Source organism: Kribbella sp. NBC_01484 (genome assembly GCF_036227145.1).
GTDB lineage: Bacteria > Actinomycetota > Actinomycetes > Propionibacteriales > Kribbellaceae > Kribbella.
Genome location: NZ_CP109437.1, coordinates 7155245 through 7179650, shown reverse-complemented (window position 1 = coordinate 7179650; position 24406 = coordinate 7155245). Strand labels below are relative to the sequence as shown.

Annotated in this window: 27 protein-coding genes; 11 read left to right on the top strand and 16 right to left on the bottom strand. The window is 68.4% G+C overall.

Annotated features, from left to right (window positions below; all coding sequences use genetic code 11):
- The first annotated feature begins 63 nt into the window (after positions 1-63).
- Positions 64-912 (top strand): DinB family protein, encoded by an 849-nt coding sequence (locus tag OG555_RS34685; protein WP_329476931.1) that lies wholly within the window; start codon positions 64-66, stop codon positions 910-912.
- Here the strand turns inward: OG555_RS34685 and OG555_RS34680 are convergent, their stop codons facing one another.
- Entirely contained in the window at positions 913-1746 is an 834-nt protein-coding gene (locus OG555_RS34680; protein WP_329476929.1) for a helix-turn-helix transcriptional regulator, read from the bottom strand.
- A 70-nt stretch (positions 1747-1816) separates the two neighbouring features.
- Here OG555_RS34680 and OG555_RS34675 point away from each other — a divergent pair, with 70 nt between their 5' ends.
- On the top strand, positions 1817-2563 hold the full coding sequence (locus tag OG555_RS34675; protein ID WP_329476927.1) for a phytanoyl-CoA dioxygenase family protein: 747 nt from the start codon (positions 1817-1819) through the stop codon (positions 2561-2563).
- 48 nt (positions 2564-2611) lie between these two features.
- Here OG555_RS34675 and OG555_RS34670 read toward each other — a convergent pair whose 3' ends face one another.
- Positions 2612-3028 carry a VOC family protein gene (locus OG555_RS34670; protein WP_329476925.1) on the bottom strand — a complete coding sequence of 139 codons (417 nt, stop codon included), beginning with the start codon at positions 3026-3028 and terminating at the stop codon, positions 2612-2614.
- Positions 3029-3203: 175 nt separating this feature from the next.
- Positions 3204-3848 carry a CGNR zinc finger domain-containing protein gene (locus tag OG555_RS34665; protein ID WP_329476923.1) on the bottom strand — a complete coding sequence of 215 codons (645 nt, stop codon included), beginning with the start codon at positions 3846-3848 and terminating at the stop codon, positions 3204-3206.
- A gap of 51 nt (positions 3849-3899) precedes the next feature.
- On the opposite strand from OG555_RS34665, the gene OG555_RS34660 reads away from it, so the two are divergent.
- The 3 genes from OG555_RS34660 to OG555_RS34650 are packed head-to-tail and all read left to right on the top strand — an operon-like array spanning position 3900 to position 7353.
- Entirely contained in the window at positions 3900-5120 is a 1221-nt protein-coding gene (locus OG555_RS34660) for an MFS transporter (RefSeq protein WP_329476922.1), read from the top strand.
- Positions 5080-5853: a fructosamine kinase family protein gene (locus OG555_RS34655; protein ID WP_329476920.1), complete on the top strand. Its 774-nt coding sequence runs from the start codon at positions 5080-5082 to the stop codon at positions 5851-5853. Before OG555_RS34660 ends, OG555_RS34655 begins: the two co-directional genes overlap by 41 nt.
- A 39-nt stretch (positions 5854-5892) precedes the next feature.
- A complete protein-coding gene (locus OG555_RS34650; RefSeq protein ID WP_329484913.1) occupies positions 5893-7353 on the top strand; it encodes a beta-N-acetylhexosaminidase in 1461 nt (486 codons plus the stop codon).
- Here OG555_RS34650 and OG555_RS34645 read toward each other — a convergent pair.
- Positions 7350-7625, bottom strand: a complete 276-nt coding sequence (locus OG555_RS34645) for a protealysin inhibitor emfourin (RefSeq protein WP_329476918.1) — start codon at positions 7623-7625, stop codon at positions 7350-7352. The two genes, OG555_RS34650 and OG555_RS34645, sit on opposite strands and share 4 nt — an antisense overlap.
- Before the next feature lie 447 nt (positions 7626-8072).
- Here OG555_RS34645 and OG555_RS34640 point away from each other — a divergent pair, with 447 nt between their 5' ends.
- Positions 8073-8276 carry a cold-shock protein gene (locus tag OG555_RS34640; protein WP_012921273.1) on the top strand — a complete coding sequence of 68 codons (204 nt, stop codon included), beginning with the start codon at positions 8073-8075 and terminating at the stop codon, positions 8274-8276.
- Positions 8277-8375: 99 nt separating this feature from the next.
- Positions 8376-8873 carry a DUF6328 family protein gene (locus OG555_RS34635; RefSeq protein WP_329476916.1) on the top strand — a complete coding sequence of 166 codons (498 nt, stop codon included), beginning with the start codon at positions 8376-8378 and terminating at the stop codon, positions 8871-8873.
- On the opposite strand, the gene OG555_RS34630 is transcribed toward OG555_RS34635, so the two are convergent.
- The 9 genes from OG555_RS34630 to whiA form a co-directional block, all read right to left on the bottom strand.
- Positions 8845-9699: an LLM class flavin-dependent oxidoreductase gene (locus OG555_RS34630; RefSeq protein ID WP_329476914.1), complete on the bottom strand. Its 855-nt coding sequence runs from the start codon at positions 9697-9699 to the stop codon at positions 8845-8847. The two genes, OG555_RS34635 and OG555_RS34630, sit on opposite strands and share 29 nt — an antisense overlap.
- Positions 9700-9735: 36 nt before the next feature.
- The gene (locus OG555_RS34625; protein WP_329476912.1) at positions 9736-10716 is read right to left on the bottom strand and encodes an SMP-30/gluconolactonase/LRE family protein; all 981 of its coding nucleotides are present in this window, start codon (positions 10714-10716) and stop codon (positions 9736-9738) included.
- A gap of 178 nt (positions 10717-10894) precedes the next feature.
- On the bottom strand, positions 10895-11203 hold the full coding sequence (locus OG555_RS34620) for an RNA polymerase-binding protein RbpA (protein WP_328520672.1): 309 nt from the start codon (positions 11201-11203) through the stop codon (positions 10895-10897).
- A 64-nt stretch (positions 11204-11267) separates the two neighbouring features.
- Complete coding sequence (gene secG / locus OG555_RS34615; protein ID WP_328520671.1) at positions 11268-11501, bottom strand: preprotein translocase subunit SecG; 234 nt, start codon at positions 11499-11501, stop codon at positions 11268-11270.
- Positions 11498-12310: a triose-phosphate isomerase gene (tpiA, locus tag OG555_RS34610; protein WP_329476910.1), complete on the bottom strand. Its 813-nt coding sequence runs from the start codon at positions 12308-12310 to the stop codon at positions 11498-11500. Before tpiA ends, secG begins: the two co-directional genes overlap by 4 nt.
- A gap of 5 nt (positions 12311-12315) precedes the next feature.
- Positions 12316-13518: a phosphoglycerate kinase gene (locus tag OG555_RS34605; RefSeq protein WP_329476908.1), complete on the bottom strand. Its 1203-nt coding sequence runs from the start codon at positions 13516-13518 to the stop codon at positions 12316-12318.
- A gap of 84 nt (positions 13519-13602) precedes the next feature.
- A complete protein-coding gene (gap, locus tag OG555_RS34600) occupies positions 13603-14610 on the bottom strand; it encodes a type I glyceraldehyde-3-phosphate dehydrogenase (protein WP_328520668.1) in 1008 nt (335 codons plus the stop codon).
- Between the two features lie 460 nt (positions 14611-15070).
- Positions 15071-15457, bottom strand: coding sequence for a hypothetical protein (locus OG555_RS34595; RefSeq protein ID WP_329476906.1), 387 nt, complete (start codon positions 15455-15457; stop codon positions 15071-15073).
- Positions 15458-15548: 91 nt separating this feature from the next.
- Positions 15549-16532, bottom strand: a complete 984-nt coding sequence (gene whiA / locus OG555_RS34590; protein WP_329476904.1) for a DNA-binding protein WhiA — start codon at positions 16530-16532, stop codon at positions 15549-15551.
- Positions 16533-16668: 136 nt separating this feature from the next.
- Here whiA and OG555_RS34585 point away from each other — a divergent pair, with 136 nt between their 5' ends.
- Both OG555_RS34585 and OG555_RS34580 read left to right on the top strand, forming a co-directional pair.
- A complete protein-coding gene (locus OG555_RS34585) occupies positions 16669-17178 on the top strand; it encodes a SigE family RNA polymerase sigma factor (protein WP_329476902.1) in 510 nt (169 codons plus the stop codon).
- Positions 17175-18614, top strand: coding sequence for a hypothetical protein (locus OG555_RS34580; RefSeq protein ID WP_329476900.1), 1440 nt, complete (start codon positions 17175-17177; stop codon positions 18612-18614). Before OG555_RS34585 ends, OG555_RS34580 begins: the two co-directional genes overlap by 4 nt.
- Before the next feature lies 1 nt (position 18615).
- Here the strand turns inward: OG555_RS34580 and OG555_RS34575 are convergent, their stop codons facing one another.
- Genes OG555_RS34575 through uvrC form a run of 3 tightly spaced genes read right to left on the bottom strand, consistent with a single transcriptional unit; the run spans position 18616 to position 22450 of the window.
- Positions 18616-19557 carry a gluconeogenesis factor YvcK family protein gene (locus OG555_RS34575; protein WP_442914456.1) on the bottom strand — a complete coding sequence of 314 codons (942 nt, stop codon included), beginning with the start codon at positions 19555-19557 and terminating at the stop codon, positions 18616-18618.
- Positions 19554-20420 (bottom strand): RNase adapter RapZ, encoded by an 867-nt coding sequence (gene rapZ, locus OG555_RS34570; protein WP_328520663.1) that lies wholly within the window; start codon positions 20418-20420, stop codon positions 19554-19556. The genes OG555_RS34575 and rapZ overlap by 4 nt, the downstream gene beginning before the upstream one ends.
- A complete protein-coding gene (gene uvrC, locus OG555_RS34565; RefSeq protein ID WP_329476896.1) occupies positions 20420-22450 on the bottom strand; it encodes an excinuclease ABC subunit UvrC in 2031 nt (676 codons plus the stop codon). The genes rapZ and uvrC overlap by 1 nt, the downstream gene beginning before the upstream one ends.
- Positions 22451-22532: 82 nt before the next feature.
- Here uvrC and OG555_RS34560 point away from each other — a divergent pair, with 82 nt between their 5' ends.
- Positions 22533-23003, top strand: a complete 471-nt coding sequence (locus OG555_RS34560; RefSeq protein WP_329476894.1) for a DUF6194 family protein — start codon at positions 22533-22535, stop codon at positions 23001-23003.
- A 149-nt stretch (positions 23004-23152) separates the two neighbouring features.
- On the top strand, positions 23153-24379 hold the full coding sequence (locus OG555_RS34555; RefSeq protein ID WP_329476892.1) for a S8 family peptidase: 1227 nt from the start codon (positions 23153-23155) through the stop codon (positions 24377-24379).
- The last annotated feature ends 27 nt before the right edge of the window (positions 24380-24406 follow it).

Genomic DNA, 24406 nt, shown 5'->3' with positions numbered 1-24406 from the left:
GTCCGACCATTCTGCCTCGACCTGCGGACCGATCCTGTCCGCAGGTCGTTCTACGGTGACCTCATGACCACCACGCTGAAGCAGAACCTCCTGGACCTGTCCGACTTCGCCTGGCAACGGCTGCGCGACCGGGCGAAGGGCCTGACCGACGAGGAGTACTTCTGGGAGCCCTTCGACGGCTGCTGGACAGTCCGGAAGACCGACACGGGCTTGGCCGCGGACGAGGCCTGGATCGCGCCGGAACCGGCGCCGTTCACCACCCTCGCGTGGCGGATCACCCATATCGTCGACATCTTGCAGGAGGAGCGCACCGCCACGTGGCTCGGACACGAACCGGCGGCCGACGACGGCGAACCGCCGGTGCCGGAATCGGCCGAGGCCGCGCTGGCAGCGCTCGACCATGCGCACGACGTCTGGCGCCGACGTCTTGCTGCGGTCAGCCAGGACGATCTCGACCGCCCTATGGGCGAGATCGCGGGTCCGTGGGCCGAGCACGACGGCACCGCGTTCGTCCTGCACATCCTGGACGAACTCATCCACCACGGCGCTGAGGTCGGGGCTGTCCGGGACTTCTACCGCGGGCTGCGGGCCGAGGACCCCTTCGCCGCCGCCCTGGCCGGCGAGGTAACGTCGGCGGAGCGCCCGGCGCTGCTCGCCGAGGCCGCCGCCGCGCAGCGCTGGGAGATCATCCCGAAGCTCGCCGACCTGGGGTTCGGCGTCAACGAACGGACGGCGGACGGCAGAACCGCAGCGCACCTGGCCGCGGGGACCGGATCGCTGGACACACTGCGGTTCCTGGTGGAGCACGGCGCGGATCTGTCCGCGACCGATCCCCGGTTCGGTGCCGACGTCCTCGGCTGGGCGAAGTGGTTCAAGCAGCCCGAGGCCGTCGAGTTCCTCAGCAAGCTCTGATCAGGGCACGAAGGCGCGCTGGGAACGGCGGCGGAAGTCGCGGGGTGACAGTTGGTGGGCCGTGCTGAAGCAGCGGCTGAAATAGGACTGGCTGGTGAAGCCGCAGCGGGTGGCGATCGTCGCGACCGTGGCATTAGTTGCTGCTAGCAACGAAGCGGCGTGCTCCAGGCGGAGGTCGGTGACGAAGGCCGTCGGAGTCACGCCGTACGCCGACCGCAGCGAGCGCGACAGGTGGGCCGGGCTGACGCCGGCCAGCTGCAGGAGCCGCGGCACACCGCCGCGGAGGTTCTCCTCGGCGCGCATCGCCGTACATGCCTTCGCCAGCCAGGTGGGTGCGCCCGGGCGGGCTGCGCTCTCGACGGGAGAGATCAACGGCAGCAGGTCGATCCAGAAGCGCATCAGGTCGTACGGGCCGGGCTCGTCCTGGAATCGTCCGAGGGCATGCTCGAAGACAGCGGTCGCGGCCGGGGCGTGGAACGTGACCGGACCGGGTGACGCCGCCCAACTGCCGGCCGGGTCGGTCCTGGTCAGGTCGAGGAAGCCCCGCCAGGCCGAGCTGGGGAAGGCGACGTTGACGAACTCGAGTCCGTCCGGCGCCGAGCCGCGGACCGCGTGCCGATCGTGCGGCCGGACCAGCACCACGTCGCCGGCGACCAGGTCGTCGACCCCGCGGGTCAGCAGATGCTCACCACGGCCCGACACCACGCCCATGAACTCGTGGAAGTCAGCGTGCGTGTGCAACTCGGTGTCGCGGGTCCGCGCCGGGATCCGCACCCGGGCCGCATGGTACGGCCGGCCGAACGCGTGCGACTCGAACCGCAGCGCCTGCTCCACATCAACACGCTACAAGTTCTCGTCAGCTCGTTGCTAGTACCGAGCCGTGCCCCACCCGGAGCATGAAGACATGTTTGAGACCGACGGCTACGTCATCTTCCGCGACGTCATCGACCAAGAACTGATCAAGGAAGTGAATGATCATGTCGAGTGGCTGCAGGTCCGGCATCCCGACGTACGGCCCGAGCAGCTCGGGCACGTGTACCTGCGCGACGATCCGTTCTGGGTCCGGCTGATCAGTGACGACCGGCTCTTGGACATCGCGGAGCAGTTCGTCGGACCGAACCTCGCGCTGTTCGCGTCGCACTACATCTCCAAGCCGCCGTACTCGGGGCAGCCGGTGCTGTGGCACCAGGACGCGGCGTTCTGGCCACTCGAGCCGATGCAGGTCGTGACGCTGTGGCTGGCCGTCGACCACTCGACGCCGGAGAACGGCTGCGTGCGCGTGATCCCCGGCAGCCACCGGTCGGGAGTCGCCGGGATGCTGGACAACACCGAGGTCGAGAGCGTCCTCGGCAAGGAGATCGCGGTCGAGGTCGACGAGTCAGCGGCGGTCGACATGGTGTTGGCGCCCGGTGATGTCGAGGTACACCACCCGAACATCGTGCACGGGAGCAAAGCGAACACCTCGCCGAACCGGCGCTGCGGACTGACGATCCGCTACATCCCGACGTCGACCCGGATCACCGATCCGGAGGTGCCCTACCCGAGCGCCTTCCACCTGCGCGGCGAGCCCGGCGTCAACAGCTACCAGCCACGGCCCGCGTACGTCGAGGGCCGCCACTTCCCGTTCACCGGAAGCAGTGCGTGGTCCTGACACACGAAAGCCCGCCCCGGCGAGTCCGGGGCGGGCAGATGTCGATGCCTACTCGAGGCAGATTCTGAACGGGTGACCCGCGAGGTCGGCGTAGATGCGCCAGCCGCGATCGTTCTCGGCGGGCGGCGGGTCCAGGGGGTCGAGCGGTTCAGCCCCGAGCGCGACCACGGTGGCGTGGCCGCTGGAGAGGTCCTCGACGATCAGGTCGAGGTGGAGATCCTGCGCGTCGGTGCCGGGCCAGGTGGCCGGCACGTACTCCTCCGAGCGCCGGAAGGCCAGCGTCGAGAACTCGAGCAACGACCCGGCGCCGGTCAGGCTCCGCCAGTCGTCGTCACCGTTCTCGTCGATGTCCAGCCCCAGCAGCGCCGAGTAGAACTGGGCGAGCTCGAGTGGGTCCGGGCAGTCCAGCACCACCGAGCCGAGCCGCCCGGCAGTACTGCCCGGCTGCTCTGCCACCTGCGTCATCTGTCCTCCAGCTTCTGTTTCATGACTGCCTGCCCGTGTCGGGGCAGGACCGGCCAGGGCCCATCTGGTCGGAAGGCCCGGCCGCCTACGATGACAGGTCGAGTGGACACTTCGCATCTTTCGACACGCCTTCTTGGCCAGTCAGCCGGTCGCGGACAGTCAACAGCCGCTGTTGTTACCGCTGAACACCCTCGACGGTGGTAGCCCGGCGGCGCTCGCTCAGCTTCCGGATCTTGGCCTGGGTGCCGCAGTCCTCCATCGAGCACCAGCGCCGCGAACCGTTCCGGCTGCGGTCGAGGAACAGGAAGCCACAGCCTCCCTCCTCGATCGGACAGGCCCGCAACTGGCGCAGCTCGACCGTCCGCAGCAACTCGACCGCCGCCGCCACCAATCGGTCCGGAATCATCAGCGCCGGCGACGTACCGACCTGAAGCTCGGCGACAGCGCCGCCGGGCACAAGCACCGACCGAGCCGCGGCTGCCGACCATCGCAGCGTCAAAAGCTCAAGCGCAGCAGCCATTTCAGCGGATTCGTCCCGCCGGGCCAGCACGGTATAGACAGCCTCGCGGATCTCGATCGTCGCATGGAGTGCCTGCTCGGCCGTCCCAGCAGCACTGTCCCACGCCGCCGCGACCGCAGTCGCCTCACTGGCGTCGGTCAACCCGATCCGCCGGCTCCAGGCCAACAGTGCAGCAGGCGCCCGAAGGTAGTCGAGCTCGTCGGCCGTACCACCGGGCACGCGGGGCGCGACCGTATTCACCAAGTCGAGGGCCGGATGGCCACCGACGATCCGGAGTACGTCGTTGCGGTTGTCTGCCATGCATGACATGCTACCACCATAACCACTTTTACTGGAATCGCAGGTGACGTCATGTTCATCACGTCCCGCAAAGCCCGTGCCGCGCTGGTCATGCTCGGTGTCGGCACGTTCTCCTACGTGACCATCGAAGTGCTCCCGATCGGACTGCTGACGGTGATCGCCGCCGATCTGGGCCGCTCACGCTCCGACGTCGGTCTCCTCGTCACCGGGTACGCCGCCGTCGTCGTCCTGACTTCGATCCCGCTGGCCCGGCTGACCCTGCGGCTCCCGCGCCGACTCGTCCTCGGCACCACACTCGGCCTGATGGCCGTCGGAGCCGCTATCACCGCGCTGGCACCGACGTACGAGGTTCTCCTCGTCGCACGGCTGCTCACAGCGCTCTCACACGCGCTCTTCTGGTCGATCATCTTCCCGATCGCGACCGGACTGTTCCCGCCGGCTGTCCGCGGCCGGGTCGTCGCGAAGCTCTCGATAGGCTCGGCGCTCGCTCCCGTGATCGGCATACCGCTTGGTACCTGGCTCGGTGAGCAGTTCGGGTGGCGGATCCCCTTCGCGCTCATGGCAGTGCTCGGGACCGCGACCTGTCTGAGCATCGCGATCCTGCTGCCCCGGGTCAACGCCCAGGAGTCCGCGTCGGGTCGCGGCAGCGCTCCCGACGCTCGCCGGTACGCCGTGCTCGTCGCCGCCACGGCTCTCGGTGTAGCCGGCTTCCTGACCTTCAACACCTACGTCGCGCCGTTCCTGCTGGATGTCAGCGGCTTCACCTCCGGTGCACTCGGTCCAGTCCTCCTGGCGAGCGGACTGGGCGGACTGACCGGGACTCTGCTCGTCGGCCGGGTCCTCGACCAGCATCCGTGGGCTGCGATCGTCCTGCCGCTCGCCCTGATCAGTACGGCGCTGGTCGGCCTCTACACGCTCGGACACTGGCAGGTGCCGGCAGTCCTGCTCGTCGCCACTGCCGGAATGGCCTTCAGCGCGCTGGCGGTCGCCGTACTGAGCAGGACTATGCAGGTGGCTCCCGGCAACACAGATCTCGCGTCGGCGGGTACCAGCACGGCGTTCAACATTGGGATCGCGGGAGGTGCGTTCATCGGTGGTGGGCTGCTCGACACCACCGGCGTGCGGAGTGTCGCACTTGTCGGCGCCCTGCTCGCGGTCGTAGCTCTGGTGATCATGACTGCCGACCAACCGGTGCTGGCTCGGCGCGGCGTGGTGATGGGAGAGTGCGAGCATGACGGTCCTGGGCGACAGGTTCGTGAAGAGGCGGCTTGACGCGCCGGCGGGGTACTTCGAGGTCGAGGCGGCCGGACTGCGCTGGCTCGCCGTGCCTGGTGGAGTACCGGTCGCGGAGCCGCTCGACGTCTCCCCCGACCACCTGACCACCGTCAAGCTCGACCTGCGGCCGCCGACCGGTGCAGCCGCTGACGAGTTCGGTCGGCGGTTGGCTGTCACACATGACGCCGGCGCCCACCACTACGGCGTACCCCCTGACGGTTGGCAAGCAGATGGCTACATCGGCACGATCGGACTGCCGCATGCACTCGAGCCGCTGAAGTCGTGGGGTGAGTTCTACGCGAACCTGCGGCTGCGGCCGTATCTGCGGACGGCTTACAACCAGGGCACGATCGACGGCCACCAACTGCACTTCTTCGAGCAGGTGTGCACACGTCTGGAGGCAGGTGCGTACGACGACCCGTCCGACGAGCCGAGCCGGATCCACGGCGACCTGTGGTCGGGCAACGTCGTCTGGGCGACCGACGGCGTCCACCTGATCGACCCGGCCGCCCACGGCGGTCACCGGGAGACGGACCTCGCCATGCTCGGCCTCTTCGGCCTACCGCAGCTCGAGCGTGTGCTCCGCGCGTACGACGAGGCACACCGACTCGCGGACGGCTGGCGCGACCGGGTCGGACTGCACCGCTTGCACCCGTTGCTGACGCACGTGGTGATGTTCGGTGGGAGTTATGTGCCGCAGGCGATCGCCATGGCGCACAAATATGGATGAGACTCTTCCTAACAACTCACGCACCCACCGGAGCCCACCCTGATTCCGCAACCTGTCACCCAGAGCCCCCTGCCCGACCACACCTTCACGCTCCAGTCCTCTGCCACTGTCGGCGTGGTCGGTGACTCTGAAGCCGCCAACCGAGTGGCCGAGCAGTTCACCACCCAGCTACGCGTCTCCACCGGCTTCCCACTGCCTGTCGAGCCAGGCACCGGCACCATCACTCTCTCCACCGACGGACCGAGCTCGCTCGGGGAGGAGGGCTACGAGCTCCGCGTGGACGGCACGGCTGTGACCGTCACCGCCGCCTCCGCGGAAGGCCTCTTCCGCGGAGTGACCACACTCCGTCAGTTGCTCCCCGCCAAGGCCGAGGCCGGCACCGAGCAGGCAGGTCCGTGGGAGATCGACGGTGTAGAGATCTCCGACGCACCGCGCTACCCGTATCGCGGCGTCATGGTCGACGTGTCCCGGCACTTCCGCTCCGTCGCGGAGATCAAGCGGTGCATCGACCTCGCGTCGCTCTACAAGCTCAACCGGCTCCACCTGCACCTGTCGGACGACCAGGGCTGGCGCGTGCAGGTGGACTCGTGGCCGGACCTGACCAAGCACGGGGCCAGCTCGGAGGTCGGTGGCGGGCCGGGCGGCCACTACACGAAGGCGGACTACGCCGAGATCGTGATGTACGCCGCCGACCGGTTCATGACCGTGGTGCCGGAGATCGACACTCCGGGACACACCAACGCCGCGCTGTCGTCGTACGCGGAGCTCAACGCTCACGGTGAGGCGACGCCGCTCTACACCGGCACGGAGGTCGGGTTCAGCTCGCTCACCGTGGACAAGGACCTCACCTACGAGTTCCTGGACGACGTGTTCCGGGAGGTGGCCGAGCAGACCCCGGGTGACGTGATCCACCTCGGTGGGGACGAGGCGCACTCGACGCCGCACTCGGACTACCTCACGTTCGTGCCGAAGGCGGCCGCGTTGGTCGTCAAGCACGGCAAGCGGGTGATGGGCTGGCACGAGATCGCCGACGCCTCGTTGCCCGCCGGCAGCATCGTGCAGTACTGGGGCACCGACGAAGAACGGGACCAGGAGTTGGCTCGCAAGGCGGTAACCCAGGGCGCCGAAGTGGTGATGTCGCCGGCCAACCGCGCGTACCTGGACATGAAGTACGACCAGGACACGCCGTACGGGCTCGACTGGGCCGGTCTGATCAGCGTGGAGACGTCCTACCGCTGGGACCCCGCGACACTCATCCCAGGCCTCGCTGAGAGCGCCGTGATCGGGGTCGAGGGGCCACTGTGGTCGGAGACCCTCGACGACATGGCCAAGGTCGAGTTCATGGCCTTCCCGCGGCTGCCGGGGATCGCCGAGCTCGGCTGGTCGCCGGCGTCCGCGCTGGACTGGACGACGTACAAGGACCGTCTGGCCGGTCAGGCGGCGCGGTGGGACGTGCTCGGCGTCAACTTCTACCGCGCGCCGGAGATCGACTGGGCTTAGTGCCGCAGGACCCGGTCGAGTAACCACGCGGTGGTCTCGTCCAGGTCCTGTTCGGCGACGGTGTGGTGCGTGGCGTCCGCATCCGGGGCGTCACGCACCTCCAGCCGGTAGACGTAGCGGTCCGGCTGTGGACGGCCGGAGCCGAGGTCAGCCGAGCCCAGCGCCTGCACTGCGGCCTCGAGCCGATCCGTGTCCGGCTCTGCGCTGGTGTCCAGCTCGCCGTGAGCCTTCAGACCGGCGAAGCCGCCGCTGCGAGTTACTTTGACGATCAACCAACGTCTCCCTCGGCTTGTGGTGGCTCACGATTGCGCGCGGCGCAACGAATGTCCAGAGCCGCGCGACACGCCGGGAAATTCGATCAGTACAACGCGCCCATCACCCGGCGTACCGATGGATTGTCCTTCGTTGCCATCCCGCGAACCCCGCTCGCGGGCGCGAACCAGCAGGTCGGCGCGGGGTTTCCGGTCGGAGCGGCCCTTGCGGACCTGGATCCGACCGGCCACACAGCGTGGCGGGCGGCGACAATCAGCGACACGTGTTCCTGGTCACCCCTTCCACGCGGCCGCAGATCGGCTACAGTTATCGCGTTGCACTTTTGGACTCCCACTGACTTTCGCTGTGCTGCATGGCCGGTTCTGTCTTCTGGGGCCTTTCGGCGACACGTGGCTCATGAGGTGTGGGTCGCGGTTTGTTACAAGCCATCAAGGAGATAGACACAAATGGCTGTCGGTACTGTCAAGTGGTTCAACGCTGACAAGGGCTTCGGCTTCATCACCCCGGATGACGGTGGCGCGGACGTGTTCGCGCACTACTCGGCCATCCAGACCTCGGGCTTCCGTTCCCTGGACGAGAACCAGCGCGTCGAGTTCGAGATCACCCAGGGCCAGAAGGGCCTGCAGGCGGAGAACATCCGTCCGATCTGATCCTGGATCACCCTTCTCGCAACTGCTGGAGGGGCCGCACACCACACCGGTGTGCGGCCCCTTCGCCGTTTCCGCGACCGGGTGACGAACAATGGGACCGTGACCGACAGCGAGCGGTACAGCCGACCGGACGAGGACGCCGGCGAACGGCTGGACCGGCAGTGGAACGAACTGCTCCAGGAGCTCCGTCTGGCGCAGACGGGCACGCAGATCCTGTTCGCGTTCCTGCTCAGCATCGCCTTCCAGAACAGGTTCCAGGATGCCGACGCCTTCACCCACGGCGTGTACGCCGTCACCCTGATCGCATCCGCGCTCGCGGTCGGCCTGTTCCTGGCACCGGTGTCGTTCCACCGGATCGTCTACCGGCACAAGATCCGCGACCGGATGCTGCCAGTGGCGAACCGGATGGCGATCGGCGGCCTCGTCTTCCTCGTCCTCGCGATGGCCGGCGGCGTCCTGCTCGCCCTCGACGTCGTCCTCCCCCGCGCGATCGCGATCCTGACCGTCGTGCTCGTCCTACTCTGGTTCGCCGTCTTCTGGTACGCCGTCCCCGCCTGGGTCCGCCGTACTAGCGCAAGCGGGGAATCAGGTCGGTGACGATCTTCTCCAGAGTGTCCTCGGAGCCGGCGTAGACGCCTTCGGGGCGGGGCCAGTGGGTGATGACGTCGGTGAAGCCGAGGGCGGCGGCGCGGCTCACGACGTCCTCAAAGGCAGCGGGGCTGGAGAGCGAGTAGCGGGCCGAGTCGAGGGCGAGGTAGCGGTCGAACGGGCGGCCTTCCAGTACGTCGTCCAGGCGATGGCTGAGGTCAGTGACCGCGGCGAACCAGGTCTCGAAGTCCGGCGACTTCGGCCCGGTCGTCACCCAGCCGGCGCCGAACTTCACCGCCAGCCGGAGTGAACGCGGCCCGTTGGCGGCCATGATGAACGGCACCCGCGGCTGCTGCACACACCCGGGCAACGTCCGGCCGTTGCGGGTCTCGAAGTACTCGCCCTGGAAGTCGACGCCGTCCGTGGTCAGCAGCTTGTCCAGCAGTACGACGAACTCCTCGAAGCGATCCACCTTCTGCCGCGGCGTCAGGTCCGGACCACCCTGGATGGTCGCGTCGAGGCTGCCGCCCGAGCCGACGCCACAGAGGAACCGTCCGTCGGACACGTCGTCGAGCGCGAGGATGTCGCGGGTCAGCGCCAGCGGATGACGGAAGTTCGGCGAGGTCACGAAGGTGCCGAGCTTGATCGTGGTCGTCACCAGCGCCGCCGCCGTCAGGGTCGGCGTCGTCCCGTACCAGGGCGAGTCCTGCAGGCCACTCCAGGTCAGGTGGTCGTACGTCCAGGCATGGTCGAAGCCGAGCTCCTCCGCCCGCCGCCACAACCGCGCGGCGTCCTTCCACCGGTACTCCGGCAGGATCGTGATCCCGAATCGCATGCCCGCACCCTAACGAATGGGCTTGCAGGCAGCCGGCTAGCGCGTCGGGGTCTGGAAGGTGGCCAGGGAACTGGTTCCGATGCTGCCGAGCCAGACCCTGCCGTCGCGCTCCCGCACGCCGGTGGGCATGTGGAAGTCGGGGTGCTTGGCCCGGAGGTCGTGCACCAGCGTGCCGGCGTCGTCGTACGCCTGGATCTCGATGATGTCGGCGGCCTTCGGCTTCAGGGCGTCGGGCAGGCTCCAGACGACTTTGCGCAGGGCCGGTTGTTTGGGGAGCAGGAAGTCGAGCACCGCGTTGCGCGGCGAGCCGACGGCCACCCAGATCAGGCCGTCCGAGCCGCGAGCGATGTTGTCCGGCAGCCCAGGGATCGCGGCCACCTGCACGGGCTCAGCGCCCTCCACCGTGAGATCGAGCTTGTACAGCGCGTACGTCGCTGTCTCGGCCCAGAAGAGGGTACGGCGATCGCCGCTGAGCGCAACGCCGTTCGGGAAGGCACGGCCGGTGGTCAGCCGCGTCACCTCGCCGTCCGGAGTCAGGCGGTAGACGCTGCCGGTTGTGGAGTGCTCGAGCAGATCCGCCATCCACTCGTCGACGCCGAACCGCGTGGACGAGTCGGTGAAGTAGATCGTGCCGTCCGGCGTCACATCCGCGTTGTTGCAGAAGCGCATCGGGCGGCCGTCGATCTCGGACAGCAGGGTCGTCACCCGGCCGTCCTTGTCGAGCGTCAGCAGACCGCGGTTCGCGTCGCAGATCAGCACCTTGCCGTCAGGCAGCCACTCCAGCCCGAGCGGCCTGCCGCCGGTGTCGGCGACGGTGGTGATCGTCTTGCCGTCCGCACTCACGCGCAGGATCCGCCCGTCCAGCAGACCGGTCAACACGCTGCCGTCATCGTCGATCAGCGCGTCTTCCGGGCCTGGCCCCGGCATCGCGATCACTTCCACGTCGACGGTCTTCGGGTGCCGCACCGGCGGCGCGGGCGGCGGTGTCCAGCGGACGGGCGCGATCGACGACTTCATGCCGCAGACCTTAGCGCGCTGCAACCGCTCACCTCCGGTGGGTCAGCCCACGGCGTGGTGGGTCAGCCCACGGCATGCAGTGGGCCAACCCACCGTCTGATGGGTCAGCCCACAAGAGGGGTGGGATAGCGACAGCCCGGGACGATTCACGATCCGTCCCGGGCTGTTGCGCCGTACGTCAGAAGATGACCTCGCCGCGGGCACGCCGGGCGCGGAGCTTCTCCAGGGCCTCCTCGAGGATCTCGGCCGCCTCCTGCTCGGAGCGCCGTTCCTTCACGTAGGCCAGGTGCGTCTTGTAGGGCTCGATCTTCGGCGGCGGAGGCGGGTTGTTCACATCGGTGCTGGTCGGCAGACCGCACCGCGGACAGTCCCACGCCTCCGGGATGGCCGCCTCGACCGCGAACACCGTCGCGGTCTCGTGCCCGTTGGCACAGAAGAACACGATGCGCTGCCGGGGCGCGGTCTCACCACGCTCCTCCTCGCCCATCGGCCCGGCACCGACCCGGCTGCCACGAATAGCACTGCCACCACCAGCCACGGGAACCCGCCCCTCAGCCGAGCTTGTAGAGCAGGCCGAGCGCGACGATGGCGGCGAACCAGACCAGACCGATGCCGATCGTGATCCGGTCCAGGTTCCGCTCGGCGACCGACGAGCCGCCCAGGCTGGACGACACACCGCCACCGAACAGGTCTGACAGACCGCCACCGCGGCCTTTGTGCAGCAGCACCAGCAGGGTGAGCATCAGGCTGCAGATGATGACGACGATCGAGAAAGCGAGAATCACGAGGAGTAGCCTAACTGAAGGTCCAGATAACGGCAGATACCGGCGAACTCGTCGGCCTGGAGGCTCGCGCCTCCGACCAGACAGCCGTCGACATCCGGTTGGGCCATGATGCCACTTGCGCTGGCCATCTTCACCGATCCACCGTAAAGAATGCGTACCGAGTCGGCCACCGAGGGTGAGATCGTCTCCTCCAGCCGCCCGCGGATCGCCGCGCAGACCTCCTGTGCGTCTTCCGGAGTGGCCACCTCGCCGGTGCCGATCGCCCACACCGGCTCGTACGCGAACACGAGCTTCCGTACGTCGTCCTGCTTCAGCCCGGCCAGCGCGCCGTCCACCTGGGCCAGTGTGTACTCGACCTGCTCGCCGGCCTTACGGACCTCCAGGCCCTCGCCGACACAGACGATCGGGATCAGCCCGGCCTCGAGCGCCTTGGCCGTCTTGGCGTTGACCAGCGCGTCGTCCTCGTTGTGGTACTGCCGGCGCTCGGAGTGACCGGTCAGCACGTAGGTGCAGCCGAGCTTGCTCAGCATCGCCGCCGAGATCTCGCCGGTATAGGCGCCCGCGTCGTGCGTCGACACGTCCTGGGCGCCGTACTTGATCTTCATCCGGTCACCGTCGACCAGCGTCTGCACGCTGCGGATGTCGGTGAACGGCGGCAGCACCGCGACCTCGACCCGGTCGTAGTCGTGCTTCTTGTCCTGCAGCGTCCACGACAGCTTCTGCAGCAGGTGCACGGCCTCGACGTGGTTGAGGTTCATCTTCCAGTTGCCCGCCATCAACGGCGTACGGGCAGCTGTGCTGTCGGCCATGTGTCTCAGTCCTCTTCCAGTACGGCGAGACCAGGGAGCTCCTTGCCCTCCAGGTATTCGAGCGACGCCCCACCACCGGTGGAGATGTGCCCGAACGCGTCGTCCGCGAAGCCTAGCTGGCGCACCGCCGCGGCCGAGTCACCGCCACCGACGACGCTCAGCCCGTCCACCTCGGTCAACGCCTGCGCGACGGCCTTGGTTCCGCCGGCGAACGCGGCCATCTCGAAGACACCCATCGGCCCGTTCCAGAACACCGTCTTCGCGCCGGCGATCTCGGCGGCGAACGCCTTGCCGGACTCCGGGCCGATGTCCAGACCGAGCTGGTCGGCCGGGATCGCGTCCGCGGCGACCACGGTGGCCGGCGAGTCCGCCTTGAACTCGGGCGCGACCACGATGTCGGTCGGCAGCACGATCTCGACACCCTTCGACTTCGCGGTCTCCAGGTAGCCCTTGACCGCGTCCAGCTGGTCGTCCTCGAGCAGGCTCTTGCCGACCTCGTGGCCCTGCGCCTTCAGGAAGGTGAAGACCATGCCGCCGCCGATCAGCAGCTTGTCGGCCTTGGCCAGCAGGTTGTCGATCACCGCGAGCTTGTCCGACACCTTCGCGCCGCCGAGCACGACGACGTACGGGCGGGCCGGGTCCTCGGTCAGCTTCTTCAGTACGCCGACCTCGGCCAGCACCAGGCCACCGGCGGCGTGCGGCAGCTTGCGGGCGACGTCGTACACGCTGGCCTGCTTGCGGTGCACGACACCGAAGCCGTCGCTGACGAACACGTCCGCGAGCGCCGCCAGTTCGTCGGCCAGAGCACCCCGCTCGGCCTCGTCCTTGCTCTCCTCGCGCGGGTCGTACCGCACGTTCTCGAGCAGCAGGACCTCACCCTCGTCCAGGTTCTGTACGGCGGTCTGCGCGCTGTCACCGGTGACGTCGGTGGCGAAGTGCACGGTGATGCCCTCGGGCTGCAGCAGCTCGCCGAGCCGCTTGGCCACCGGGGCCAGGGTGAACTCCGGGTTGGGCTTGCCCTTGGGGCGGCCCAGGTGCGCGGTGACGATCACCTTCGCGCTCGCCCTGGCCAGCCTGATCAGCGTCGGCAGCGACGCGCGGATGCGGCCGTCGTCGCCGATCGTCTCGCCCTTGATCGGCACGTTCAGGTCGGAGCGGACCAGCACTCGCAGCCCGCCCAGGTCGCCGAGGTCTTCGATGGTCTTCACGGTTCAGCTTTCCTCAGGCTCGGGCACGAGCCTGCGTCCGGGTGAGCACCAGGCTGTCCGGACGCAGGCTGTGGATGTGAAGGGTCAGAGCGAAGCGCCGACGTGGTTGACCAGGTCGACGAGGCGGTTCGAGTAGCCCCACTCGTTGTCGTACCAGCCGACGACCTTGACCTGGTTGCCGATCACCTTGGTCAGGCCCGCGTCGAAGATGCAGGACGCCGGGTCGGTGACGATGTCGGTGGAGACGATCTCGTCCTCGGTGTACGTCAGGTAGCCCTTCAGCGTGCCCTCGGCGGCGGCCGCCTTGTACGCGTCCTTGACCTCGTCGACGCTGACCTCGCGGCCGACGGTGACGGTCAGGTCGGTGGCCGAGCCGGTCGGGACCGGGACCCGCAGCGCGTAGCCGTCCAGCTTGCCCTTGAGCTCCGGCAGCACCAGGCCGATCGCCTTCGCGGCGCCGGTCGAGGTCGGCACGATGTTCAGCGCGGCGGCGCGGGCGCGGCGCAGGTCCTTGTGCGGACCGTCCTGCAGGTTCTGGTCCTGGGTGTACGCGTGGATCGTGGTCATCAGACCCCGCTCGATCGTGAACGCGTCGTGCAGGACCTTGGCCAGCGGGGCGATGCAGTTCGTGGTGCAGGACGCGTTCGAGATCACGGTGTGCTTCTCGGCGTCGTACAGCTCGTGGTTCACGCCCATCACCACGGTCAGGTCCTCGTTCTTCGCCGGGGCGGAGATGATGACCTTCTTGGCGCCGTTGTCGGCGTGTGTCTTGGCCTTGGTGGCATCGGTGAAGAAGCCGGTCGACTCGATCACCACGTCGGCGCCGACGTCGGACCACTTCAGGTTCGCGGGGTCGCGCTCGGCGAACGCCTTGAAGCTCTTGCCCGCAACGGTGATGTCGTCGTCGGTGGCGGAGACCTCGCCCGGGAAGCGGCCCAGGATCGAGTCGTACTTCAGCAGGTGAGCGAGGGTCTGATTGTCGGTCAAGTCATTGACGGCGACGACCTCGATGTCGGCACCGGACGCCTGCGCGGCGCGGAAGAAGTTACGGCCGATCCGGCCGAAGCCGTTGATACCTACGCGTACGGTCACGGGACTGCGTCTCCTCAGAACTAGCTTTCGAGCACTGCCGCTACAGCCCGAACATTAGCCCAACAGCCCAGTGAGCCAACTGGTAGTGTCCACAGCAGACCACCAACGCCTCGTCCACGGTTCAGACCAGACCACCGGCTGGTACGCGCTCCTCCTGCGTGAAGTCGGTCGCTGTCCGCGTTCCGGACTCTGCGGCAACGAGTAACGCGCCTTCCGGACATGCTCACCGCGAGACGGGCGCATGGGTGGAGCCATGGCGATTTGAGGGGTTGACCACCGAGATGGTGGGTTGCCCCCTCGAATTCTGAGTGGGCAACCCACCATCTGGATGGTTGACCCCTAGTGCGGTGCCCGCATCGTGGACGGTGTCGTCCGCGTCTCGCAGGCAGTGCGGAGCGTCCTCGGAGACGGCCGTACGGCGGGCTGATCCCGACGGACCGCGGTCGGCGTCCTTGGTTTGTCAGCGTCCGAAGGCCTGAGCCGCCCGGGTGTTCACGGTGGCGCCGCGGCGTTCCTTGGCGCCGTCGGTCTGAACACCCGCCGTGTCCGCCACGGCATCGGTCGCCGGGGGCCGACCGTCGTTCAGGAGTCGGCCGGCGAACGCCGCGTCGCCGGGCGCACCAACGCCGAGTGCACCCTTCACCGCGTCCAGCCGGCTGGGCGGGGCCTGGACCTCGTTGTCCGGCCAGCCGATCGCCGCCGGCCCGTCGGCGACCATCTTGTTCTGGTTCTGCTGCTCCTGGAGCTTGCGGAGCTCCTCCTGGCGCTGCATCTCCTTGATCGCGTTCTCGGTGCGGACGCGCTCAAGCTCGGCCAGCGCCCTGGCTTCTTCTTCCTGGGTACCCATCTGTCCTCATCTGTTCATCGGATGGAACCCCCGTAGGGCAATCCAACCAACGCGACAAGTTCGGCGTGGGCTGCCGCAGATAACGATCCGGTCAGGCCGGGTCGAGCATCTCCGGGGTCAGGTTCGCCTCGGTGTTCGGGATGCCGAGGTCGGCGGCGCGCTTGTCGGCCATCGCCAGCAGGCGGCGGATCCGGCCGGCCACCGCGTCCTTGGTGAGGGCCGGGTCGTGCAGCTGACCGAGCTCCTCGAGGCTGGCCTGCTTGTGCTCCAGCCGCAGCTTGCCGGCCACCTGCAGGTGATCGGGTACGTCGTCGCCGAGGATCTCCAGCGCGCGTTCGACCCGGGCGCCCGCCGCGACCGCCGCGCGGGCGGAGCGGCGCAGGTTCGCGTCGTCGAAGTTGGCCAGCCGGTTCGCGGTCGCGCGGACCTCGCGCCGCATCCGCCGCTCCTCCCACGCGAGCACCGACTCGTGCGCGCCGAGCCGGGTCAGCAGGGCGCCGATCGCGTCGCCGTCGCGGATCACGACGCGGTCGACGTTGCGCACCTCGCGGGCTTTGGAGCCGATGCCGAGCCGGCGGGCCGCACCGACCAGCGCGAGCGCCGCTTCCGGACCGGGGCAGGTCACTTCGAGCGAGGACGACCGGCCGGGCTCGGTCAGCGAGCCGTGCGCCAGGAAGGCTCCGCGCCACGCCGCTACCGCGTCACAGGACGCGCCGGAGACGACCGCGGGCGGGAGACCCCGCACGGGCCGGCCGCGGTTGTCCACGAGGCCGGTCTGCCGCGCCAGCGCGTCGCCGTCGCGCACGACGCGGACGACGTACTTGGTCTGCTTCCGGATTCCGGAGGGGGAGATCACGACCACGTCCGACGGGTGCCCGAAGATCTCGGCGATGTCCTTGCGCAGCCGCCGGGCCGCGGCACCGCTGTCCAGCTCCGCCTCCACGACGATCCGGCCGGACACCAGATGCAGCCCGCCCGCGAATCGCAGCACGGACGACACCTCGGCCTTGCGGCAACAGGGTTTTGTGACCTGAATACTGGTCAACTCGGACTTCACCTGTGCTGTCATCGCCATGAAGGCATCCTCCCACCGCTGTCAAAGACCCTCGGGAGTCGTACCAGGACCAACGGGCCGATCGGGGACCTGTTACGGGGGCTGCAACCTTTCCTGTGGTTGGTCGCGTTCCTTCCGCGAGAGTACGAGGAGGGGCATGAAAGCACGGGACGAAGCCGAGTTCACCGAGTTCGCGGCGATCACGATCCGGCGGCTGCGGCGTACGGCGTACCTGATGTGCGGAGATTGGCACCGGGCCGAGGACGCGGCGCAGGACGCTCTGGTGAAGGTCTACCGGCACTGGAACCGCATCAACCGCACCGACAGCCTGATCGGCTACGCGCATCGCTGCGTCGTCACCGCGGTCCTCGACCAGTCCAGGAAGCCGTGGCGCCGCGAGCGTCTCGACGACACCGGCGAGGACCTCAGACCGCTACCGGACGCAGTCGGATCGGTCGATGACCGCCTGCTCGTCATCGAGGCATTGCACCACCTGTCGCCCAGCCAGCGCGCGTGCGTCGTGCTGCGGCACTACGCCGACCTCAGCCTCGAACAGACCGCCGACATCCTCGGCATCAGTGTCGGCGGCGTGAAGAGCCAGACCTCCCGCGGCCTCGGCCGCCTGCGCGAAGTACTACTCGACCAGACCGAAAGGAGCGCTTCGTGAGCACCGACCTCGAACGCCTGCTGGCTGCCGCGGCCGACGACTCGGACCAGCCGCTGCACACCGACGTCGGGGACGTTCTCGTCCGTGCCCGGCGTTCGGTCCGCAAGAGCCGGATCGCCGCCGCGTCCACAGCGATCGTCACCACCGCCGCGATCCTCGGCGGCGTCGCCGCCTGGTCCGCGACGCGTTCCGAGAGCGCGGGTCCGGCGGGCACGCCGAAGAACCAGACCATCACGATCGACGCGAAGACCGGCCGGATCGTCGACAACGAGACCGGCAAGACGGTCACGCCGGCACCTCCGGTGAGCCCGTTGTCCGATGCCGAGGTCCTACGCCGTTGCAAGCCGTACGACCCCGCGTACCGGCACCAGGCCCAGACGCACAAGACGATGGACAAGGCCGGTCCGGTCGACGCCCGGTGGAAGATCGTGGTGAAGAGTGGCGACCAGTCCGTGCTGAACGCGCTGTTCCTCTCACCGGACCAGTCGGTCGTCTCGACATGCATCATGAACAGTCCGGAGAAGCCCGCGAGCGTGGGGCGCACCATGACGGCAGACGTCTCGTCCAGGAGTCGGACCCAGCAGCCGCTGACCGTGCACGACGGCCTCCTGCTTCCGGTCACCGGTGTCACCCGGGTGCTGGTGGACCTTGCCGGCGAAAGCAGTCCGCGTGAGGCCCTGGTCGGCACTGACGGATTCGTCACCTTCGGCCACCCCGGCAAGAACGACAAGCTGATCACGCTGACCCGGATCCGGGGCTACGACGCCGGCGGCACGAGGGTGTACGACCAGATCGTCAAGCCGATCACTCCCCCGGCGCAGCCGGCCGTCGATCCGAAGGTGACCGTCAAGACCGCCGACCCGATCACACCCCAGGTCGTGCTCACGAAGGATCCGCAAACCGGGAAGGCCCTCGCTCCCGCACCGCCGGTCAGTCCGCTCAGTGATGACCAGATCCGCGATCGCTGCCGCCTCTGGGAGCAGGAGATCGCCACCAACCCCGCCTACGCTGGGCAGGGGCCGCAGGATCCGCGCGCGAAGGCAGCCGGTCCGATCACGAAGTCGTGGGACGTGGCGCTGAAGACCGGCACCGGCGACAAGTTCACCGCCGTGCTCATCTCCGCGGACCAGCGGGTCGCCGTGTGGTGCCATATGACGACTCCCACCACGAAGGGCGGCGAGTCCGACTACACCCGGCACGCGGTGGACGCGGACGGCAAGGTCGCGGACAACCTCGGGTTCGCGATGGTGCCCGCGGGCGTTGCGCAGATGATCATCGATCTGCCGGCCGGACCGACCCGGGTGTTGATGGCCAACGGCTTCTACACCTGGGGACTGACCGGCGGAAACTCCGACGTCAAGACAGTCCAGGTCCGCGGGTACGACGCCCAGGGCAAGCAGGTGTACGACGCGAAGAAGCCGGTCGACGCCGGCTGAGTCAGCTGAAGATCTCCCGGTAGACCTTGGCCAGCTTGTCCGGGGCGTGGTGGAGGTGACGGTCATCGTCGGCGATGTCGGCGATGACCACCTCCGCTCCGAGGGATTCCGCCGTACGGCGCAACGACGCGGGATCCGGGACATGGTCGGTATCGGCCAGCACGACGTCGATGCGGAGGTCGGGAGCATGCGCGGCCAGCACCTCGAGGTGGGTCTCGGGTGAGAAGCCGTCGGTCTCGCCCTTCTGCTCGCCCAGGTTGAGCGTCACCAGGCGACGCGCGCTGGTCTGCTCGAGAGCCCGGGACAACGCCGGGACCAGCAGGTTCGGGATCACCGACGTGAACCAGGACCCCGGTCCGACCACGACCCAGTCGGCCTCCGCGATCGCCACCAGCGCCTCGGGGCAGGCCGGCGGGTCGGCCGGGTCGAGCGCGACGTCGACGACCTGCCCCTCGGTCGTCGCCACCTCGGCCTGGCCGCGGATCTCGGTGATCGCCTCCGGATGATCCGGGTCCAGTCCGAGCACCCGCGCGGTGATGTCCAGCGGTACGGCGGACATCGGCAGTACGCGCCCTTGTGCGCCGAGCAATCGCGCCACCCAGTCGAGTCCGTCGACGGCCTCGCCGAGGAGCTCCCACAACGCAACGATCAGCAGGTTGCCGACCGCGTGATCGTGCAGCTCACCGTTGCTGCGGAACCGGTGCTGCAGCACGTCCGCCCAGGTCCGGCCCCACTCGTCGTCGCGGCACAGCGCGGCCAGCGCCATCCGCAGATCCCCGGGTGGCAGGACACCGAGCTCACGCCGCAGCCGACCGGACGAGCCGCCGTTGTCGGCGACCGTCACGACCGCGGTCAGCTGGTCGGTGACGTGACGAAGTGCGGACAGGGAGGCGGCCAAGCCATGTCCCCCACCCAGTGCGACGACCCGGGGAGCTCGCGTCACTCCCGCCCCAGATCCCGGTGTACGACCAACGTCGGTGACCCTCTCTCACGCAGCCGCCGGGCGATCTCCTCGGCCATCGCGACGCTGCGGTGCTTTCCCCCGGTGCAGCCGATCGCGACGGTGACGAAGCGCTTGCCCTCGTTCAGGTAGCCGGTCCGCAGGGTGTCCAGCACGTCGACGTAGTTCTGCAGGAACTGCTGGGCCAGCGGATGGCCGAGCACGAAGTCTGACACAGGCTTGTCCTGCCCGGTCATCGGGCGCAGGTCGGGCTGCCAGTACGGGTTCGGGATGAAGCGCATGTCGGCGACCACGTCGGCGTCCACCGGGATGCCGTACTTGAACCCGAACGACACCACGGTCGCCCGGAGCTCGGCGTTCTCCTCGTCGCCGAAGGCGTTCACGATCTTCGCGGCGAGCTGGTGGATGTTCAGGTTCGAGGTGTCGATGACCAGGTCGGCGCCGGCCCGGATGTCGCCGAGCAGCGCGCGCTCGCGCTGGATCCCGTCCAGCAACCGGCCCTCGCCCTGCAGCGGGTGCGGCCGGCGGACGCTCTCCTGCCGGCGCACGATCACGTCGTCGGAGGCCTCCAGGAACAGCGTCAGCGGCCGGTACCCCTTCAGCCGCAGGTCGTGGATGGCCGAGCTCAGCTCCTCGAAGAACAACCCGGTCCGGACGTCGACGACGACCGCGAGCCGTGGCGCCGCGCCGGTACCGATGACCTGCTCGACGAGGGTGGTCAGGAACATCGGCGGCAGGTTGTCGACGACGAACCAGCCCAGGTCTTCCAGTACGTCGGCGACCGAACTCCGTCCCGCGCCGGACATCCCGGACACAATGATCAGGTTGCCGCCTGTGTCGTCCATCAGCTCTCAGTTCTCCCTGGGTCCCCGTCGGGCGCCCCGGCCGGCGCCGGGACGTCGTCGCCCAGTATCTCGCCCGTGGCGGTGTTCACCGACGGCGCCCGGCCGGTTTCGGCCGTCGTTGCGGCAGCGTTCACCGCCAGTACGACGGACTCCGCCGTCCGGCGGCCGAATCCGGGCAGCTCGGCCACCTCGTCGATCGTCGCCTGCCGCAACTTCTTCAGCGAGCCGAAATGCCGCAGGAGCGTCTTCCGGCGGACCTCGCCGAGCCCCGGGACCTCGTCCAGGACGCTCTCGACCATCGACTTCGAGCGCCGGTTGCGGTGGTGGGTGATCGCGAACCGGTGGGCCTCGTCACGCAGGCGCTGGAGCAGGTACAGCCCCTCGGACGTGCGGGAGAAGATGACCGGGTCCTCCTCGTCCGGGACCCAGACCTCCTCCAGCCGCTTGGCCAGGCCGACGACCGGGATGTCGCCCAGGCCGAGCTCGTCCATCGCCTGGCGCGCGGCCGCGACCTGCGGCGGACCGCCGTCGACGACGACCAGTCCGGGAGCATAGGAGAACTTGCGGGCGCGTCCGGTCTCCGGATCGATCAGCGCCGCCGACGGGTCCTCGTCCTCCTGCAGCGTGGCCCGCTCGTCGAGCAGCCGCTTGAACCTTCGCGTCAGCACTTCCGCGATCGAGGCGACGTCGTTCTGCCCGTCGACGCCCTTGATCACGAACCGCCGGTACTCGCTCTTGCGGGGCAGACCGTCCTCGAAGACGACCATCGACGCGACCACCTCGGTGCCCTGCAGGTTCGAGACGTCGTAGCACTCCAGCCGCAGCGGCGCCTCGGGCAGGTCGAGCGCGGCCTGGATCTCCTCCAGCGCCTGGTTGCGAGTGGTCAGATCACTGGCCCGCTTGGTCTTGTGCATGGTCAGCGTCTGCAGCGCGTTCCGCTCGACCGTCTCCATCAGCGCCTTCTTGTCACCGCGCTGCGGGACCCTGATCTCCACCTTCGCGCCGCGGATCCCCTCGAGCCACTCGGTCAGCGCGTCCGCGTCTTCCGGCTTGGTCGGGACCAGGATCTCCCGCGGGATCGCGTCGCCCGAGTCACCGGCGTACGTCTGCTGGATGAACCGGGAGACCAGGTCGCCGGTGGTCGCCGTACCGTCGGCCTTGTCGGCGATGAAGCCGCGCTCACCGCGGATCCGGCCGCCGCGGACGTAGAAGATCTGCACCGCGACCTCGAGCGGGTCCTCGCTCAGCGCGATCACGTCGGTGTCGGTCCCGTCGCCGAGGACGACCGCGTTCTTGGCCAGGGCCTTCTCCAGCGCGGCCAGGTCGTCGCGGATCTTCGCCGCCCGCTCGTACTCGAGCTCGGCCGCGGCCGCCTTCATCTCCTTCTCCAGCCGGCGCACGTACGTCGCGGTCTGGCCGGACAGGAACGCGGCGAAGTCGTCGACGATCTTGCGGTGCTCCTCCTGGCTCACCTGACCGGTGCAGGGGGCGGCGCACTTGCCGATGTAGCCGAGCAGGCAGGGCCGGCCGATCTGGCGATGCCGGTTGAACACGCCCTTGCTGCACGAGCGCATCGGGAAGACCCGCAGCAGCAGGTCGACGGTCTCCCGGATCGCCCAGGCGTGACTGTACGGACCGAAGTACTTCACGCCCTTCTTCTTCTGGCCCCGGCCGACCATCACTCGCGGGTAGTCCTCGTTGAGGGTGATGGCGAGCCACGGGTACGACTTGTCGTCGCGGTACTTCACGTTGAAGCGCGGGTCGTACTCCTTGATCCAGGAGTACTCCAGCTGCAGCGACTCGACCTCGCTGGCGACGACGGTCCACTCGACCTTCGCGGCTGTCGTCACCATCGCCTGGGTGCGCGGATGCAGGTTGACCAGATCCTGGAAATACGACGACAACCGGGCGCGCAGGTTCTTCGCCTTGCCGACGTAGATCACCCGCCCGGCGGCATCGCTGAAGCGGTAGACACCAGGCGAGTCGGGGATCGACCCTGGAGCGGGACGGTACGAGGACGGATCAGCCACTCAACCACCCTAGTTCGGGTCGCCGACAAATCCGGAATCCCGCCAAAGTCTCAACTGCAACTTCAATGACACACTTGAAGGCATGACAGTTGAAGAGATGGATCGGGTGATCCGCGCGTACGACGGCATCCGGGTGCTCGAGGCACAGGGCGATCTGTTCTACCTGTTCGACCCGGCCGCGGACCTGCCGCCGGAACGGCAGCAGCCGTTCGCCACCATCGTCACCGGCGACCACTACGAGAAGGTGTCCCGGCTCGACGACCCCGGCGCCTGGCGCCTCAACATCGGCCTGACCAAGGCGACGTACACCTCGTTGTTCGGTGCGGTGCCGACCGAGCGCGACGCCGACTGGGTGCTCGACTCCGGCCACGACTACACCGCCCGCGACACCCTGATGCCGCACCCCTTCTACGCCTCGCAGCACTGGGTCTGCATCGTCTCGCCATCCGACGCCACTCCCCTGCTGCCGCTGCTGCAGGAGGCCTACGACTTCGCCATCCGCAAGCACGCCAACTTCCAGGCACGCCGCAGTAACCCCCTATTGGGCAAGTGAACGTTGCGGTCGTGTTGCGGGTTGTCCCATAAGGCTGGTTTGACCCCCGGTTGGGATGAGCGCGAGTTCTAGCGTGTGACCCAGGGTAGACGTGCAGGACCTTTGCGTGAGGCAACCGGGCCTTGCGCTGACTCGAGGGAGTTCCGCCCATGTCCCCCAGAATTCGCAGACCGCGTGCCGTGTTCGGAGCGGTCGCCGCATCCGCGCTCGCCGTGACCGGGATCGTCGCCACCGCGGCCGGCAGTGACGCGTCGCAGACGACGACCGCGGTCACCATCCGCGGCGCCGGCACCCCGGACGCCATCCCGGGCAGCTACATCGTCGTCCTGGCCGGCCAGCGTTCGCAGGCCGAGACCCGGGCCACCAACGCCAGTCTCGCGACCAGCTACGACGTCAAGGTGCGCGACCAGTACGACGCCTCGATCAAGGGCTTCTCCGCGAGCATGAGTGCGGACCAGGCGAAGAAGCTGGCCGGCGACAAGCGGGTGGCCTACGTCCAGCAGAACCAGAAGATCACCGTCGCGCAGGACGACCCGCCGTGGGGCCTGGACCGGGCCGACCAACGTGACCTGCCACTGGACAAGAAGTACGAGGCGTCCACCACCGCGGACAACGTGAACGTCTACGTGATCGACACCGGCATCTACGCCGCGCACAAGGACTTCGGCGACCGCGCCTCGGTCGGCACCGACACCGTCGGCGACGGCCAGAACGGCGTCGACTGCATGGGGCACGGCAGCCACGTGGCCGGCACCATCGCCGGAACGACGTACGGCCTGGCCAAGGGCGCGCATGTGTACGGCGTCCGGGTGCTCGACTGCTCGGGCTCCGGCTCGACCGAGTCCGTGGTGGCCGGCATCGAGTGGGTCACCAAGAACGCGAAGAAGCCCGCCGTGGCGAACATGAGCCTGGGCGGCGGCGCCGACGACGCGCTGGACGCGGCGGTGAAGGCCTCGGTCGGCTCCGGCGTCACCTACGCCGTTGCCGCTGGCAACGAAAGCGCGGACGCCTGCCAGGGCTCGCCGGCCCGGGAGCCCTCGGCGATCACCGTCGGCGCGACCGACGACCAGGACAAGAAGGCGACGTTCTCCAACTTCGGCAAGTGTGTCGACCTGTTCGCGCCGGGCGTCGACATCACGTCGGTCGGCATCACCGACCCCGAGGCGACCGCCAAGATGAGCGGTACGTCGATGGCCACGCCGCACGTGGCCGGTGGGGTCGCGCTCTACCTGGCCGACCACCCGGACGCCACGCCGGCCGATGTCGCAACGGCCCTGGTCGGTGCCTCAACGCCGGACAAGGTAGGTCACCCCGGCACCGGCTCCCCCAACCAACTCCTCTACGTCGGCAAGCTCGACCCAGCCACCCACAGCTGACAAACCGCTAACGTCCGAAGAAGTGAG

Bases quoted from the DNA above. Each gene is read 5' to 3' on its own strand.
- OG555_RS34685 (WP_329476931.1), top strand. From the start codon at position 64: ATGACCACCACGCTGAAGCAGAACCTCCTGGACCTGTCCGACTTCGCC.
- OG555_RS34675 (WP_329476927.1), top strand. From the start codon at position 1,817: ATGTTTGAGACCGACGGCTACGTCATCTTCCGCGACGTCATCGACCAA.
- OG555_RS34670 (WP_329476925.1), bottom strand. From the start codon at position 3,028: ATGACGCAGGTGGCAGAGCAGCCGGGCAGTACTGCCGGGCGGCTCGGC.
- OG555_RS34665 (WP_329476923.1), bottom strand. From the start codon at position 3,848: ATGGCAGACAACCGCAACGACGTACTCCGGATCGTCGGTGGCCATCCG.
- OG555_RS34660 (WP_329476922.1), top strand. From the start codon at position 3,900: ATGTTCATCACGTCCCGCAAAGCCCGTGCCGCGCTGGTCATGCTCGGT.
- OG555_RS34655 (WP_329476920.1), top strand. From the start codon at position 5,080: ATGACGGTCCTGGGCGACAGGTTCGTGAAGAGGCGGCTTGACGCGCCG.
- OG555_RS34640 (WP_012921273.1), top strand. From the start codon at position 8,073: ATGGCTGTCGGTACTGTCAAGTGGTTCAACGCTGACAAGGGCTTCGGC.
- OG555_RS34630 (WP_329476914.1), bottom strand. From the start codon at position 9,699: ATGCGATTCGGGATCACGATCCTGCCGGAGTACCGGTGGAAGGACGCC.
- OG555_RS34625 (WP_329476912.1), bottom strand. From the start codon at position 10,716: ATGAAGTCGTCGATCGCGCCCGTCCGCTGGACACCGCCGCCCGCGCCG.
- OG555_RS34620 (WP_328520672.1), bottom strand. From the start codon at position 11,203: ATGGGCGAGGAGGAGCGTGGTGAGACCGCGCCCCGGCAGCGCATCGTG.
- tpiA (WP_329476910.1), bottom strand. From the start codon at position 12,310: ATGGCCGACAGCACAGCTGCCCGTACGCCGTTGATGGCGGGCAACTGG.
- OG555_RS34595 (WP_329476906.1), bottom strand. From the start codon at position 15,457: ATGGGTACCCAGGAAGAAGAAGCCAGGGCGCTGGCCGAGCTTGAGCGC.
- whiA (WP_329476904.1), bottom strand. From the start codon at position 16,532: ATGGCGATGACAGCACAGGTGAAGTCCGAGTTGACCAGTATTCAGGTC.
- OG555_RS34585 (WP_329476902.1), top strand. From the start codon at position 16,669: ATGAAAGCACGGGACGAAGCCGAGTTCACCGAGTTCGCGGCGATCACG.
- rapZ (WP_328520663.1), bottom strand. From the start codon at position 20,420: ATGGACGACACAGGCGGCAACCTGATCATTGTGTCCGGGATGTCCGGC.
- OG555_RS34560 (WP_329476894.1), top strand. From the start codon at position 22,533: ATGACAGTTGAAGAGATGGATCGGGTGATCCGCGCGTACGACGGCATC.
- OG555_RS34555 (WP_329476892.1), top strand. From the start codon at position 23,153: ATGTCCCCCAGAATTCGCAGACCGCGTGCCGTGTTCGGAGCGGTCGCC.